This window comes from Ruminococcus gauvreauii, from assembly GCF_025151995.1.
GTDB lineage: Bacteria > Bacillota > Clostridia > Lachnospirales > Lachnospiraceae > Ruminococcus_G > Ruminococcus_G gauvreauii.
The window spans coordinates 188,310-203,042 of record NZ_CP102290.1 but is presented as its reverse complement, the minus strand read 5'-3'; the positions used below and the strand labels follow the sequence as shown (position 1 = coordinate 203,042).

General features: G+C 49.9%; 14 protein-coding genes. 12 read left to right on the top strand and 2 right to left on the bottom strand.

All coding sequences use genetic code 11. The features are described 5' to 3' along the window. Together NQ502_RS00940 and NQ502_RS00935 are read left to right on the top strand one after the other, a co-directional pair. The gene (locus NQ502_RS00940; RefSeq protein WP_028528354.1) at nucleotides 1–3,537 is read left to right on the top strand and encodes an FtsX-like permease family protein; all 3,537 of its coding nucleotides are present in this window, start codon (nucleotides 1–3) and stop codon (nucleotides 3,535–3,537) included. A gap of 71 nt (nucleotides 3,538–3,608) precedes the next feature. Further along, complete coding sequence (locus tag NQ502_RS00935; RefSeq protein WP_028528353.1) at nucleotides 3,609–4,097, top strand: DUF6465 family protein; 489 nt, start codon at nucleotides 3,609–3,611, stop codon at nucleotides 4,095–4,097. Nucleotides 4,098–4,159: 62 nt separating this feature from the next. Here the strand turns inward: NQ502_RS00935 and NQ502_RS00930 are convergent, their stop codons facing one another. Further along, complete coding sequence (locus NQ502_RS00930; RefSeq protein ID WP_044983179.1) at nucleotides 4,160–4,405, bottom strand: alpha/beta-type small acid-soluble spore protein; 246 nt, start codon at nucleotides 4,403–4,405, stop codon at nucleotides 4,160–4,162. Nucleotides 4,406–4,613: 208 nt separating this feature from the next. On the opposite strand from NQ502_RS00930, the gene NQ502_RS00925 reads away from it, so the two are divergent. Genes NQ502_RS00925 through NQ502_RS00910 form a run of 4 tightly spaced genes read left to right on the top strand, consistent with a single transcriptional unit; the run spans nucleotide 4,614 to nucleotide 6,734 of the window. Next, entirely contained in the window at nucleotides 4,614–5,012 is a 399-nt protein-coding gene (locus tag NQ502_RS00925) for a methylglyoxal synthase (protein ID WP_028528351.1), read from the top strand. 3 nt (nucleotides 5,013–5,015) lie between these two features. Next, entirely contained in the window at nucleotides 5,016–5,639 is a 624-nt protein-coding gene (gene rsmD, locus NQ502_RS00920; protein WP_083963251.1) for a 16S rRNA (guanine(966)-N(2))-methyltransferase RsmD, read from the top strand. Next, on the top strand, nucleotides 5,608–6,105 hold the full coding sequence (gene coaD / locus NQ502_RS00915; protein WP_028528350.1) for a pantetheine-phosphate adenylyltransferase: 498 nt from the start codon (nucleotides 5,608–5,610) through the stop codon (nucleotides 6,103–6,105). Before rsmD ends, coaD begins: the two co-directional genes overlap by 32 nt. A gap of 11 nt (nucleotides 6,106–6,116) precedes the next feature. Then, the gene (locus tag NQ502_RS00910; RefSeq protein ID WP_028528349.1) at nucleotides 6,117–6,734 is read left to right on the top strand and encodes a hypothetical protein; all 618 of its coding nucleotides are present in this window, start codon (nucleotides 6,117–6,119) and stop codon (nucleotides 6,732–6,734) included. Here NQ502_RS00910 and NQ502_RS00905 read toward each other — a convergent pair. Beyond that, nucleotides 6,708–7,649 (bottom strand): hypothetical protein, encoded by a 942-nt coding sequence (locus tag NQ502_RS00905; protein WP_028528348.1) that lies wholly within the window; start codon nucleotides 7,647–7,649, stop codon nucleotides 6,708–6,710. The two genes, NQ502_RS00910 and NQ502_RS00905, sit on opposite strands and share 27 nt — an antisense overlap. 92 nt (nucleotides 7,650–7,741) lie before the next feature. On the opposite strand from NQ502_RS00905, the gene NQ502_RS00900 reads away from it, so the two are divergent. The 6 genes from NQ502_RS00900 (at nucleotide 7,742) to NQ502_RS00875 (ending at nucleotide 14,733) form a co-directional block, all read left to right on the top strand. Further along, complete coding sequence (locus NQ502_RS00900) at nucleotides 7,742–9,190, top strand: aminoacyl-histidine dipeptidase (RefSeq protein ID WP_028528347.1); 1,449 nt, start codon at nucleotides 7,742–7,744, stop codon at nucleotides 9,188–9,190. Between the two features lie 69 nt (nucleotides 9,191–9,259). Then, nucleotides 9,260–10,081 (top strand): GTP pyrophosphokinase, encoded by an 822-nt coding sequence (locus NQ502_RS00895; RefSeq protein ID WP_028528346.1) that lies wholly within the window; start codon nucleotides 9,260–9,262, stop codon nucleotides 10,079–10,081. 3 nt (nucleotides 10,082–10,084) lie between these two features. Beyond that, nucleotides 10,085–11,434 (top strand): RsmB/NOP family class I SAM-dependent RNA methyltransferase, encoded by a 1,350-nt coding sequence (locus NQ502_RS00890; RefSeq protein WP_341349402.1) that lies wholly within the window; start codon nucleotides 10,085–10,087, stop codon nucleotides 11,432–11,434. After that, nucleotides 11,434–12,183, top strand: coding sequence for a pseudouridine synthase (locus tag NQ502_RS00885; protein WP_242830256.1), 750 nt, complete (start codon nucleotides 11,434–11,436; stop codon nucleotides 12,181–12,183). The genes NQ502_RS00890 and NQ502_RS00885 overlap by 1 nt, the downstream gene beginning before the upstream one ends. Next, complete coding sequence (locus tag NQ502_RS00880) at nucleotides 12,170–12,847, top strand: HAD family hydrolase (RefSeq protein WP_028528343.1); 678 nt, start codon at nucleotides 12,170–12,172, stop codon at nucleotides 12,845–12,847. The genes NQ502_RS00885 and NQ502_RS00880 overlap by 14 nt, the downstream gene beginning before the upstream one ends. Further along, entirely contained in the window at nucleotides 12,838–14,733 is a 1,896-nt protein-coding gene (locus NQ502_RS00875) for a YgiQ family radical SAM protein (protein ID WP_028528342.1), read from the top strand. The genes NQ502_RS00880 and NQ502_RS00875 overlap by 10 nt, the downstream gene beginning before the upstream one ends.

The window sequence follows — 14,733 nt, the reverse complement described above, 5'->3', positions numbered from 1 at the left end:
ATGAAAAAACATATGCTGCGCAAAGATTTCCTGATGGAGATCAAAAAAAGTAAAAACAGGTTTTTGTCTATTCTCATCATCGTCGCACTGGGAGTCGCTTTTTTTGCCGGCATCCGCGCGTCGGGGCCGGATATGAAGCTGTCGGCCGACGCTTATTATGATGCGCAGAAACTCATGGATATCCGTGTGCTGGGGACACTGGGGATGACTGAGGAGGATGTCGGTGCGATCCGCAGCCTGCCCGGCATCCGGCGTGTGGTTCCCTCGTATTCTTCGGACGTGTTCATGAATGGCAAAGACAGTCAGTACGTAGTGAAACTCATGTCACTGACGGAAGGAATGAATGAGACGGAGGTGCTCTCCGGCAGGCTGCCTGAGAGCAGCGGGGAAGTACTGCTCGATGCAAATATGCGGGAAAAGTATGGCTATGAGATCGGTGACAAGATCAAGGTGACCGCCGGGGCGGATACTGACCTGGAAGACATCCTGCAGACAGACACACTGACGGTCTGCGGGTTTGGCAACAGCCCGTTTTATCTGAGCCTGGAGCGGGGGACCAGCAGTCTCGGAAGCGGTGTCGTCGAGGGTTTCGGGGTGATCCTGCCGGAGGACTTTTCGATGGAAGCGTACAGCGAACTGTACGTGGAGACGGACGGGACAAAAGATCTGCTCTGCTACAGCGATGAATACGGGGATGCCGTTGAACCGGTCATGGATAAGATCGAGGCGATCGAGGACGAGCGCTGCGATGCCCGGTATTCTTCGCTGCAGGAGGATGGCCGTCAGGAAATCGATGACGCCAGGGCTGAGATAACGGATGCCAGACAGCAGCTTGAGGACGCTCGGCAGAAACTGGATGATGCTGATCAAAAGCTGGCGGATGCTGACCAAAAGCTTCAGGAAAAACAGACGGAGCTGGAAGACGGAAAGCGTGAGATCGATGAAAATGAAGAGAAACTCGCAGACGGGCGCCAGCAGCTGGAGGATGGATACGGGCAGCTGAACGACGGTGTTGAGGAGTATAACCGGTCCGTCGATGAATACATAGAAAAGGAAGCCGAATTCTTTGATCAGGAGCAGCTGCTGTCTGAACAGGAAGCCGAGTTTTATGCACAGGAAGAGGAACTCAACCGGAATCAGGAGCAGTTTGTCCAAAACGAGGAGACGCTGAAGAAAAACACTGCCGAACTGGAAGACGGGAAAAATAAATTAGCTGAGGCGAAGGCGGCGCTGGAAGAACAGGATGCCGCGTTCTCGGCACAGGAAAAGCAGCTGGAAGAGGCACTGCAGAACCCGGCGCTGACACCGGAGGAGCGCACCTACCTGGAGGAGCAGATGCAGGCGCTGGCGGGGCTAAGAAATGAGCTGGAAGCCGCAAGAGGAAAGCTTGCCGCCCAGGAGACCGACCTGGAAGATAACGAGAAGACCCTGGAGGCCGGATGGAATGAGCTGGAAGCTGCCAGGCAGCAGCTTGCGGCGGGAAGACAGCAGCTGGAAGAGGGAAGAAGGCAGCTGGAAGAAGGGCGGAAGCAGCTTGAGTCAGGCAGGCAGCAGCTGGATGCAGGAGCGCAGGAACTGGACAATGCCCGTGAGGAGATCGAATCGAATAAAGTGACGCTCGCCGATCATGAGCAGGAGCTCCTCGACGGCGGCAGGCAGCTTGCGGATGCGAAACAGGAATACGAGGACGGGGCAGAAAAACTGCAGGAAGCACAGGATACGCTGACGGAGAAGGAGACAGAGCTCGCGGACGCGAAACAGGAATACGAGGACGAGAAGGCAAAGGCGGATAAGGAGATCGCCGACGCGGAGCAGAAGATAGCGGATGGGGAGAAAGAACTGGATGATATGGAAGTTCCGTCCTGGTACGTCCTGGATCGGAATTCGATTCAGACTTATGTGGAATATGAGCAGGATGCGGAGCGGATCGAAGCCATTGGAACCGTATTTCCGGTGATCTTTTTTCTGGTCGCCGCGCTGATCTGCCTGACCACGATGACAAGGATGGTGGAAGAGGGAAGGCAGCAGATCGGCACACTGAAGGCGCTCGGGTATCAAAAGGGCGCGATCATGATGAAATATATCATGTATGCGTTTCTGGCGACGCTGTTCGGCAGCGCCATCGGAGTTGTGTTTGGACAGAAATTCCTGCCGGTCGTCATTATACGTGCGTATGCGATCCTGTACGATACACTGCCCGAAGTGCTGAATCCGCTTCACACCGGTTATACGGTGACGTCAGCGCTGCTCGCAGTCCTGTGTACAACGGCGGCGACTCTGGGCGCGTGTTACAACGAACTGCGTGAGGTACCGGCACAGCTGATGCGCCCGGAAGCGCCGAAGGCGGGGAAACGGATACTTCTGGAACGCCTTGCTGTCGTATGGAACCATCTGAGTTTTACTCAGAAATCGACGATGCGGAATCTGTTCCGGTATAAAAAGCGTTTCCTGATGACGGTTTTTGGAATCGGGGGATGCATGGGACTTCTGCTCGTTGGATTCGGACTGAAAGACTCGATCATGGCGATCGGTGACCGGCAGTTTGGTGAGGTACGCATTTTTTCCGGTACGCTTGCGATGGAGGACGATGCCGCGCAGGATCAGATGAACACCGTCATGAATGCCGTGCAGGCGGACAGCCGGATCACGGATACGATGAGGGCACGAGAATCCAGCGTGGATGTCGGCTACGGCAGGACAGAGAAATCCGCTTACCAGGTAGTGGTGGAGCAGAAAGAAAAACTGAAGGATTTTATTCTGCTGAAGAACCGGATCACCGGTGAAACATACCAGCTTACGGACGACGGCGTTGTGATCACGGAGAAACTCGCAAAACTTCTCGGCGTGAAGGCGGGGGATACCATCTATCTGAAGGACGATGACGGGAAACACATGGAGGCAGCCGTGACGGCCGTCACTGAGAACTATTTTTTTCACTATGTCTACATGACGTCCGCGTATTATGAAAAGCTGTACGGAGAGCCTGCCGATATTCAGGAACTTTTCTTTAAGACGAGAGAGGGTACAGAAGAGGAAGAAGATGAGATTCAAAAGGATTACATGGATATGGACGGCGTGGCTTCTGTCACCTTTACAAGTTCTACCAGCGAACGGATCGCAGACATGCTGAAAAGTATGGACACCGTCATCTATGTACTCGTGATCTCGGCAGGGCTGCTGGCGTTTGTCGTGCTGTATAATCTCAACAATATCAACATCAGTGAGCGGAAACGGGAACTTGCCACACTGAAGGTGCTCGGGTTCTATGAAATGGAAGTTTCCGGATATGTGTTCAGGGAGAATATCTGGCTCACGCTGTTTGGATGTATTCTCGGAGTTGGCTTTGGCATGATTCTGCATCGCTATGTGATACTGACAGCTGAAATCGATATGATGATGTTTGGCAGGAGTATTAAACCTTTGAGCTATCTGTACAGCATTGTGCTTACCTGGATCTTCTCGTTTTTCGTCAATGTGGTGATGCATTTCCGTTTAAAACGGATTAATATGGTAGAATCCCTGAAAAGCATAGAATAATCTTGCATTTTTGTGAGTTTAGGAGTATCATGTATAAAAATGCAATGAGGATATATCAAGGAGGGAATTTCATGGCAGTGAAAAAAACAGGAGTAACGGAAGTGAAAGAGACACCCGCAGTTGAGACTAAAACAATTCCGGCAACCGTCAGGGAAACCGTAAAAACAGAAGGTAAAGAAACTGCTGAACCGGCGGTTAAAACTACGCCCGCTGAAGCAGAGAAAACGGTAAAAGAAGAAGTGAAAGATACAGTGAAAGCTGCTGCAAAAGCTCCGGCTAAGAAACCGGCTGCAAAAAGAACAGCGGCTAAAAAACCGGCGGCGAAAAAGACCGCAGCGAAAACTGAAGTGAAACAGGAAGTGAACGCAGCTGTTATCCTTCAGTTCGGAGGAAAGGAAGTCGATACGACGGCTCTGACCGCACGTGTGAAAGAGATCTGGACTAAAGAACTGGGAAATAAGGAAAAAGACCTGAAAGACGTCAAACTCTATGTTAAACCGGAGGAGTTCGCCGCATACTATGTGCTGAACGGCGATGTGACCGGAAGCATCGAATTATAAGAACAGAAAAAAAGCAGCTCAGATGAGTCCCATCTGAGCTGCTTTCACGAACGGAAGTTTTATTATAACTGTCCGCTCTGTCCGCCAGTCATCTGTCCGCCCTGAGCGCCAGACATCTGTCTTTCCTGTGCTTCGATCATTTTTTTAACCATATAACCGCCAACAGAACCATTCTGTTTGGAAGTCAGGTTTCCGTTATAACCATCAGAAAGCGGTACTCCCAGCTCGTTTGCCACTTCAAATTTAAAACGGTCCAGTGCGCCTTTTGCTTCCGGTACTGCAGCAGTATTAGAAGAACGATTTGACATAATGTTGCCTCCTTAAAATTGAAAAGTTTTTTTTGTTTTTGGTTACGATGGTAGTATATGAAATAAAAAAGATATTACACTAGAAGTTTCTTCAAGTATTGACAAATTCTGAAGAATTTAGAAGACATGTATAATTTGTGAAAAATATTTGCAGTTTATTTAGTTATTTGTTATAATGAGCCTATAAAATGCTGAAGGGGCCTTAAGAATGAATATAGGAATTATAGCACATAACAGTAAAAAGAGCTTGATTGAAGATTTTTGCATTGCATACAAAGGGATTCTTTCCAAGCATGAAGTGTATGCAACGGGTACGACAGGAAGAAGGATTGAAGAGGTAACGAGTCTTCACGTACACAAGTTTCTGGCGGGTTCTGTCGGAGGGGACAAACAGTTTACAGAAATGATCGAGCGGGGAGATATGGACCTCGTGATCCTGTTTTATAATCCGGTGATGATGTCTTCCAAGGAACCTGATATTCAGGCGATCTCAAGGTGCTGTGACCAGTACAATATTCCGGTTGCAACGAACATTGCCACGGCTGAATGCCTGATTCTCGGACTGGCAAGAGGAGATCTCGACTGGCGGGAGCAGATCAGGTACTAGGCGATGAGAGTAATCGCAGGAAAAGCGAGAAGCATTCGGCTTCAGACACCGAAGGGAATGCAGACGAGACCGACAACGGACCGGATCAAAGAAACGTTATTCAATATTCTGCAGACAGGCATGGCAGGATGTTATTTTCTGGATCTGTTCTCGGGAAGCGGAGCGATCGGCATCGAGGCGTTAAGCCGGGGTGCGGCACACTGCGTATTTGTGGAACAGGACAGGGAAGCCGTAAGGTGTATCAAAGATAATCTGCAGAAGACGAAGCTGCAGGACGAGAGCGAAATCCTGGAGATGGATGTACTATCGGCAATTGGCAGGATGGACAAAACGGTTCGGTTTGATTATGTTTTCATGGATCCGCCCTATCTAAACGCAGTGGAAGAGAGAGTTCTGGAGACACTGGCGGATTCGGCACTGATCACGGAAGATACCGTGATTATAATAGAAGCGGCGCTTGATACGGATTTTTCATTTCTGGAGAAGCTGCCGTTTATCGTTGTGCGTGAAAAAAAATATAAGACGAACAGGCATCTGTTTCTGCAGATGAAAAAACCTGAAATTAAAAATATAAAGATACAGGAGAAATCCACTTATGACAACAGCAGTATATCCGGGCACTTTTGACCCGGTAACAAACGGGCACCTCGACGTGATCACACGAGCAGCAAAATTATTTGACTGTGTCATCGTGGGGGTTCTGCACAATTCTGCAAAAAGTCCGTTGTTTTCTGTCGAAGAACGTGTTAATATACTAACTAAGGTAACGGAATCAGTCCCGAATATAAGAGTAGCGTCTTTTTCCGGCCTCTCTATTGACTTTGCCAGAGAAAATAAGGCCAACGCAATTGTGCGGGGGCTGCGTGCGATCACAGACTTTGATTTTGAGCTGCAGATGGCACAGACAAACCGGGTACTGGCACCCGATATCGATACCATGTTTCTGACGACGAGTCTGGAGTATGCGTATTTAAGTTCGACAACTGTAAAAGAGGTAGCCGTCTTCGGCGGTGATATCACGAAATTTGTTCCACCTTATGTCGTGGAAGAAATTCATAAGAAACTTCATGGGGAACAGAAGAATAATGGATAAGGAGAAGAGCTATGAGCAGTAGAATTGAACAGATTATTGAAGAGATTGAGGAATATGTAGACAGCTGTAAATATCAGCCCCTGTCCACGACTAAGATTGTCGTTAATAAAGAAGAGCTGGAAGAGATGCTGCGTGAACTCCGAATGAAAACACCGGATGAGGTGAAGAGATATCAGAAAATCATCAGCAATAAAGATGCCATTCTCGCAGATGCACAGTCCAAGGCGGACAGCATTATCGCAGATGCCCAGGCAAAGGCACAGGAGCTTGTCAGTCAGCATGAGGTCATGCAGCAGGCTTATGCGCAGGCGAATGAGACGATCACGAATGCCAACAAACAGGCACAGGGAATTCTGGACGATGCTACACAGGATGCGAATAATATTCGCGTCAGTGCCATCGCCTATACCGACGATATGCTGGCAAATCTCGGGCAGATTATGGGCAGCACACTGCAGGATGCCGGAGAAAAATATAAGACATTCATCACCTCTCTGCAGAGCTGTTATGACGTAGTGAATAAAAACAGAAGTGAGCTGGCGCCGCAGACGGGTGCCATGGCTCAGCAGGTTCAGCTTCCGGATGAAGATGAATTTGATGACTTATCCATGGAAGAAGGCGAAGAATAACCGGCACAGGAAAAAAGTAAGCGCTCCGTTCAGCACTTTTGCGGCCAGATACATCCGTATGGAGAGTCCTGTCTTTCGAATCATACTGTGTGTCTGCAGAACACAGGAGAATCCGCCGAACGCGGTGGCTGCCAGTATGATACTGTAGCGAAGCGAAAAGTCCCAGGGTAACTGCGCGATTTTGGCAGCTCCGCTGGAGAGCTCGGTCACCGCCGCGATCAGAGAACCGATCCCCGATCCGGACGGCAGTATTTTTTCGATCATTGCAGCCAGAAGATTGAAGAGCAGGACATATCCGCCCAGTCTGGTTATGGATTCAAAACCGTTCATGATAGAGGTATCAAGAAGTTCCGGAAGCGGGACTTGGGATACCTCTTTTTTAATGGAATGGCTGCCGGAACAGGGGAGAGCAAAACGATGGTAAACGGCCCTGAAGATCATGCAGCATAGAAAATCCGAAACGTATATTAATGCAAATGAAAGAATAACCATGCGCTGTGTGTGCAGCAGCTGATTCAGGATGTACGCCATAAGAAACATGGGACTTGCGTTGTTTGATATCGTGAGCAGATAGTCGGCTTCGTTTTTGGTGATACAGTTCTCTCTCAGCAGGTCAGCGGTGAGTTTGGCGCCCATCGGATAGCCGCAGAAGATTCCGAGTACGAATGCATAGGCGCCGTATGGGGACAGACCGAGTGTCGTACGCCAGAATGACGGAAAGATGCCGAATAAAAATGGGATAAAATTCGTATGGATCAACAGTCCTGAGAGTATAATAAAGGGCAGAAGCGCAGGCAGCAGGGTACGGAACCACAGGGTAATGCCCTGAACGGAAGCATTGAGGGATTCTGCAGGAAATAAAAGCATATATCCGAGAAGCAGTGTGATAAAAAGGATAAATCCTGTACGTTTCATGGCTGTTCACCTCAAGGTGTTTTCCTATATATATGCCTTGATTTTTCATATTATATATGACACAATGAAGTTTGTGAAAGGAAGGTACAAATATGGCGGTATTGGAAGGCTTAAAACCTGAACGCGTATTTTATTATTTTGAGAAATGGTGTCAGATTCCACACGGATCCGGTCATACTGAGGAGGTTCGCAGGTTCCTGACGGATTTTGCCCGTGAGCACGGACTCACCTGCCGTGTCGACGATTCTGACAATGTATTGATAGAAAAAGCCGCGGCGCCGGGATATGAGACGGCTGTTCCGGTGATCATCCAGGGGCATACAGATATGGTCGCGGAGAAAACCGTGCAGTCGGAGCACGATTTTGAGAAGGACGGACTGAAACTTTCTGTGAACGGAGATTATATCTGTGCAGAGGAAACGACGCTGGGCGCGGATGACGGGATCGCAGTGGCATATGCGCTGGCGCTTCTGGAAGACAGCAATCTGGAGCATCCGGCACTTGAGGTACTGCTGACTTCTAATGAAGAAGTCGGTCTTCTGGGAGCCGGGCAGTTTGACGCCTCAGTGCTGAGAGGGAAGTACCTGATCAATATCGATTCCGAGGAAGAGGGGATACTGCTCGGCGGATGTGCCGGCGGTGTGAGCGTGAAATGTTCGATTCCCGTGCGTTATGTTGAGGAGACAAATAACCGCTATGAAATCCGCGTTACGGGACTGAAAGGCGGTCACTCCGGAATGGAGATCGGCAGGCAGCGCGCAAATGCCAACATTCTTATGGGCAGGATCTTATTTACGCTGAAACAGCAGATGCCGTTTTTGATTGCGGAATTTGAAGGCGGAAGAAAGCATAATGTGATCCCGAATGAGGCAAGGGCTCTGGTGATGGCGGATGAAGCCAGCGGGGATATCCTGAAAGACACGGTGAAGCTGCTGGAGAAAGAGTTTTGCAGAGAGTATGCGGGCAGTGATGCGGACATTACACTGACGGTTACAGAGCTGGGATTGAGCACGGAACCTGCTCTTCATCCGGTCAGTATGGAGAAAATTCTGTTTTTCCTGATGAATCAGCAAAACGGTGTGATCCATATGAGCGGCCTGGTGCAGGGGATGGTGCAGACCTCGGCGAATACTGCAGTGACAGTACTTACGCCGGAAACGTTTGACGTGCTCGTGAGCATTCGGAGCTCTGTCGAGAGTGAAAAGGATCATGTGGCGTCCAGGAGCTGTTATCTGACAGAATTTCTGGGCGGTGAGTGCGAGCTGGAGGGGGAATATCCGGCATGGGAATATCAGGAAACATCCAGGCTTCGGGAGATCATGTGCCGGACGTATGAGGCATTATTTGGGGAGCAGCCGGTTGTAACCACGGTACATGCCGGACTGGAATGCGGATTGTTCAAGGGAAAAAATGACGCGCTTGACTGTATATCTTTCGGACCTGATATCCTTGATATCCACAGTGTCAACGAGCGTGTCAGCATCTCTTCTGTCGCCCGTATGTGGGAATATCTGCTGCATGTCCTGAAAAATATGAAATAACTGGTCTAATTTCCGGATTCGTTCATATAATGGATGATGGGTAAGTCGAAATAAAGGAGAGATTGGTATATGGAAATACAGTTGTGGCGTGAAATATTAAACCCTTATGAACTGGCAGTCAGGGAGCTGACAGATAAATTTAATCATCTGATCAAAGAGCATAAAGTGAAAAATCTTTATTCTCCGATAGAAGAAGTGTCCGGACGGGTAAAGAGTGTGACCAGCATTCTCGAAAAGCTTCAGAAAAAACAGATTCCGATCGAACAGATGGAAGAACAGATAGAGGATATCGCCGGTATCAGGATTATCTGTCAGTTTGTTGAAGACATTGAGCGGGTGGCTCAGCTGATCAGGAACAGAAGCGATATAACGGTCAAATACGAGAAAGATTATATTGCACATATGAAGGACAGCGGTTACAGGAGCTTTCATATGATTATTTACTATATGGTGGAGACGCTGAACGGGCCGAAGCGTATTCAGGCGGAGATTCAAATACGCACGATGGCGATGGATTTCTGGGCGACGATCGAGCACTCACTGCAGTACAAATATAAATCCAAGATGCCGGAACATATTCGCATCCGTCTGAGCAAAGCTGCAGATGCGATTATAGCTCTGGATAACGAGATGTCAACAGTGCGGAATGAGATCATGGATGCTCAGAATTCCTCGCTGCTGCAGATGAATCTGGTCTCGGATATCCTGAACAATATCGAAAACCTGTTTAAGCTCTCCAACCAGAGGGAGGCAGTGAAAATACAGGATGAATTTTACCGCATCTATGCGACGAATGATCTGCAGCAGCTGAAACGGTTCCATAAACAGCTTGATATTATAGCTGAAGGATACCGGGCACAGGCTGTCACGACGGATTCGCTGGAAGGTTAGAACATGGAGATGAATTTACCAAAGAAGTTTCTGGAACAGATGCAAAAACTGCTCGGAATTCAGTACGATTCGTACATACAGAGTCTGACACAGCCCGCCTCCTGCGGGCTGCGCGTAAACACACTCAAACTGTCACCGGAAGAATTCAAAAGCAGAACATCGATCCCCACGGAAGAGATCCCGTGGATCGCTGACGGATTCTATTATAAAACGTCAGGACAGCCATCGAAAGATCCGTATTACGCGGCAGGGCTGTATTATCTGCAGGAGCCGAGCGCAATGACGCCTGCTGACCGCCTGCCGGTGGAACCGGGAGACCGTGTTCTTGATTTGTGCGCGGCGCCCGGCGGAAAAGCGACGAAGCTGGGGGCGCGTCTGAAGGGAAAGGGGATTCTGTTTGCGAATGACATCAGCAGTTCCAGGGCAAAGGCGCTTCTCAAAAATCTGGAGTTGTTCGGTATCCCGAATATCTGTGTGACAAGTGAAAATCCACAGAAGCTGCTTGATTTTTATCCGGAGTACTTTGATAAGATCCTGATTGATGCACCTTGTTCGGGGGAAGGCATGTTTCGGAAAGAGCCGCGTATGGCTGCATGCTGGGAATCGCGTGGACCGGGCGAATATGCCCCAATACAGAAAGAGCTGCTTTGTCAGGCGTATGAAATGCTGAAACCCGGCGGGATGATGCTGTATTCCACCTGTACTTTTTCAAAGGAAGAAAATGAAAACAATATTGCATGGCTTCTGCAGGAATTTCCTGATCTTGAACTTGCACAGATTGCACCGTACGAGGGATTTTCGGAAGGCTGTGACGGTCTCGTGCAGTGCGTCCGCATCTTCCCTCACAACATGCGCGGAGAGGGGCATTTTCTGGCACTGTTAAAAAAACAGGGAGAACTGTCCGCAAACCGTGCCGGGAAAGCCGGAAAAAGCGTAGTACCGAAAGAGGCGGAAGAGTTTTTTAAGGATGTGTCGGCAAAAATCCTGGATGACATGGAATTCCGTGTAATAGGGGAAAAGCTGTACGCTCTTCCCGGCGGCTATATACCGGAAAAGCCGATACGTTACCTTCGGACGGGCTGGTATCTGGGAGATATCAGGAAAGGGCGTTTTGAGCCTTCGCAGGCATTTGCGATGGGCCTTAGGCCGAAGGAGTACCGCAGAGTCCTCTCACTGCCGCATGACGATTACCGGATCATGAAATACCTGAAAGGCGAGACTCTCGATATCACAGATTTTGACAGAGTCAATGGATGGTATCTCATCTGTATCGATGCGTTTCCGCTTGGCTGGGGGAAGGTACAGAATCACTCACTGAAGAACAAATATTACAGCGGCTGGAGATGGCAGTGATGGCAGACAGGAGTAATGAAAAGAAAATGATGCGGCTGGACCGGTATCTGGCGGAAATGGGAATTGGTTCTCGGTCTTCGGTAAAAGAAATGATCCGCAAAAAACAGGTCTGTGTGGACGGCGCTGCCGCGTGCGGACCGGAGCAGAAAGTTTGCCCGGGAAAAGAATGCATCACGGTGTCGGGCAGACGGGTGGACTTTGTGAGTAAAGAGTACTTTATGCTGTACAAGCCGGCAGGCGTGGTTTCCGCCGTGAAAGATGCGAAAGACAGGACGGTGATCGATCTGATCACGGAACACAAAAGGTGTGACCTGTTTCCCGTCGGACGGCTGGACAAGGATACGGAGGGACTGCTGCTCATCACCAATGACGGCGTGCTCGCCCATGAGCTGCTGTCGCCGAAAAAGCACGTGGACAAGACGTATTATGCCAGGATTGCAGGGATTGTGACGGATGAGGATGTAAGATGCTTTCAGGAGGGGCTGGATATCGGAGATGAGAAACTGACGCTGCCGGCAGAGCTCACCATTAGAAAAAGCGGAGCGGTCTCTGAAGTGGAGATCACAGTACGGGAAGGCAGATTTCATCAGATCAAGCGGATGTTTGAGGCCGTGGACAAGCGGGTGCTGTATCTGAAGAGGCTGTCCATGGGAACGCTCACGCTGGATGAAACGCTTCGTCCGGGCGAATACCGGGCGCTTACGTCAGAGGAGACAGAAAGGCTGGTGAAAATACATGTTAAAGGATAAAAAGGCAATGCTGTTCGATCTGGACGGCACGCTTGTGGATTCCATGTGGATGTGGAAGGATATTGATTTTGAGTATCTGAGCAGCCGCGGAAAGGAACTTCCGGACACACTGCAGCATGAAATAGAAGGGATGAGTTTCACTGAGACCGCCGGATACTTTAAGAAGAGGTTCGGCCTCAAGGATTCCGTTGATACGATCAAAGAAGAATGGCTTTTCATGGCGCGCGATAAATACCTGCACGAGACACCTCTGAAAGACGGGGTGTTTGAATTTATTATGGACATGCAAAAAAAAGATATCCGCATGGGAATCGCTTCCAGCAACAGCAGGGAGCTGGTTGAGGCGATTCTGAAGGTCCATCGGCTCGAGGAATGCTTTTCATCCGTTCATACGTGCTGTGATGTGAAAAGCGGAAAACCGGAGCCGGATATCTATCTGCTGGTGGCAGGAGAACTGGATGTGGACCCAAGGCAGTGCCTCGTGTTCGAGGATATACCGGCGGGTATTATGGCCGGGAAACGGGCAGGCATGCAGACGTGTGCGGTCTGGGACGCCTACAGCGTGAGCCAGGATGAACAGAAGAAGAATCTTGCGGATTACTATATCCATACATACCGGGACATTCTGGAAGGAAGTTACGAGGTGCTTAACACATGTCTGTAAATTTTTTACCGACGACAAAACAGGAACTCGAGGCCGCGGGCATCAGCAGGCCCGATTTTGTTTATATTAGCGGCGATGCTTATATTGATCATTCTTCCTTTGGAAGCGCAATCATCACACGTCTGCTGGAAAGCAGGGGGTATTCTGTCGGGATCATTTCACAGCCGGACTGGACGAAGCCGGAGAGCGTACAGGTTTTCGGAGAACCGCGCCTTGCGTTTCTCGTCTCATCCGGGAATATGGACTCCATGGTGAACCACTATACGGCGGCAAAAAAACACAGGCGTACGGACGCGTATTCGCCCGGGGGAAAGATGGGATGCAGGCCGGACCGCGCGGTGATCGTCTACGGGAATCTAATCAGACGGACGTACAAACATACGCCGGTCATACTGGGGGGGATTGAGGCGAGTCTGCGCCGCCTCGGCCATTATGACTACTGGTCAGACCGGGTGAAGCGGTCTGTGCTCCTGGATTCCGGGGCGGATATGATATCCTACGGAATGGGAGAACACTCCATCATTGATATCGCGGAAGCACTCGATGCCGGTATTTTGGTTTCTGAGATTACTTATGTACCCGGGACTGTCTACCGGACGAAGGATAAGAACCGTTTAAACGGCGCGGTACTCCTGCCATCTTATGAGACCATCTGCAGGGATAAAAAAAGTTATGCAGAGAGCTTTGCGCTGCAGTACCGCAATACGGATCCATTTACCGGGGATACGCTGGCGGAACCGTATGAGGGACAGGGATATATCGTACAGAATCCGCCCGCAAAGCCGCTTACCATGCAGGAACTGGATGACATCTACGACCTGCCGTACGCGAATACGTACCATCCTATGTATGAGAAAGACGGGGGAGTTCCGGCGATCGACGAAGTGCGGTTCAGCCTGACGAGCTGCCGGGGATGCTTCGGAGCCTGTAATTTCTGTGCGCTGACGTTTCACCAGGGACGTATCGTGCAGGCGAGGAGTCATGAATCACTGGAGCGGGAGGCCGTATCTTTCACGGAAGACCCCGGATTTAAGGGATATATCCACGATGTGGGGGGACCGACGGCTGATTTCAGACAGCCATCGTGCCGGAAACAGGTGGATAGGGGAGCCTGTAAGGACAGACAGTGCCTGTTTCCCTCTCCGTGTCCAAACCTGAATGCCGATCACAGTGATTATACAAAACTGCTGCGCCGCCTGCGCCAGCTCCCGAAAGTAAAAAAGGTATTTGTCAGGTCCGGGATCCGCTTCGATTATGTGACTGCGGACGGCAATGATGAATTTATAAAGGAACTTGTCGGACACCATATCAGCGGGCAGCTGAGAGTAGCGCCGGAACACGTATCCGATGCTGTGCTGGAGTACATGGGGAAACCGAAGCATGAAGTGTATGAGCAGTTTCTGCGCAGATATCAGTTCTGGAACCAGCGGCTGAAGAAACAGCAGTATGCAGTCCCGTATTTCATGTCTTCACACCCGGGATGTGGTCTCGGCGACGCGGTGAAGCTGGCGGAATACATCCGGGATATGGGATTTATGCCGGAGCAGGTTCAGGATTTCTACCCGACACCGTCCACCGTTTCGACGTGTATGTATTATACGGGACTGGATCCCAGGAATATGAAACCGCTCTATGTACCGCGGTCGTTCCATGAAAAGGAGATGCAGCGCGCGCTTATGCAGTACCGTCTGCCGCAAAACCGGTCTCTTGTGGAGGAAGCACTGAAAAAAACGGGACGCACGGATCTGATCGGATACGATAAAAAATGTCTGATCCGGCCTTCGGGCAGAGGCGCGTCAGAGCGGCAGAACCCGAAGAGGAATACCGGGAAGACACCCGGGAGAAAAACGATACGAAACGTACATAAGAAGAAATCGGGGAAGTAA

Coding starts and splice junctions, on each gene's coding strand:
- NQ502_RS00880 (WP_028528343.1), top strand. CDS start 12,170: ATGTTAAAGGATAAAAAGGCAATGCTGTTCGATCTGGACGGCACGCTT.
- NQ502_RS00895 (WP_028528346.1), top strand. CDS start 9,260: ATGGAAATACAGTTGTGGCGTGAAATATTAAACCCTTATGAACTGGCA.
- NQ502_RS00930 (WP_044983179.1), bottom strand. CDS start 4,405: ATGTCAAATCGTTCTTCTAATACTGCTGCAGTACCGGAAGCAAAAGGC.
- NQ502_RS00875 (WP_028528342.1), top strand. CDS start 12,838: ATGTCTGTAAATTTTTTACCGACGACAAAACAGGAACTCGAGGCCGCG.
- NQ502_RS00910 (WP_028528349.1), top strand. CDS start 6,117: ATGAGCAGTAGAATTGAACAGATTATTGAAGAGATTGAGGAATATGTA.
- NQ502_RS00900 (WP_028528347.1), top strand. CDS start 7,742: ATGGCGGTATTGGAAGGCTTAAAACCTGAACGCGTATTTTATTATTTT.
- rsmD (WP_083963251.1), top strand. CDS start 5,016: ATGAGAGTAATCGCAGGAAAAGCGAGAAGCATTCGGCTTCAGACACCG.
- NQ502_RS00940 (WP_028528354.1), top strand. CDS start 1: ATGAAAAAACATATGCTGCGCAAAGATTTCCTGATGGAGATCAAAAAA.
- NQ502_RS00935 (WP_028528353.1), top strand. CDS start 3,609: ATGGCAGTGAAAAAAACAGGAGTAACGGAAGTGAAAGAGACACCCGCA.
- coaD (WP_028528350.1), top strand. CDS start 5,608: ATGACAACAGCAGTATATCCGGGCACTTTTGACCCGGTAACAAACGGG.
- NQ502_RS00885 (WP_242830256.1), top strand. CDS start 11,434: ATGGCAGACAGGAGTAATGAAAAGAAAATGATGCGGCTGGACCGGTAT.
- NQ502_RS00905 (WP_028528348.1), bottom strand. CDS start 7,649: ATGAAACGTACAGGATTTATCCTTTTTATCACACTGCTTCTCGGATAT.
- NQ502_RS00925 (WP_028528351.1), top strand. CDS start 4,614: ATGAATATAGGAATTATAGCACATAACAGTAAAAAGAGCTTGATTGAA.
- NQ502_RS00890 (WP_341349402.1), top strand. CDS start 10,085: ATGGAGATGAATTTACCAAAGAAGTTTCTGGAACAGATGCAAAAACTG.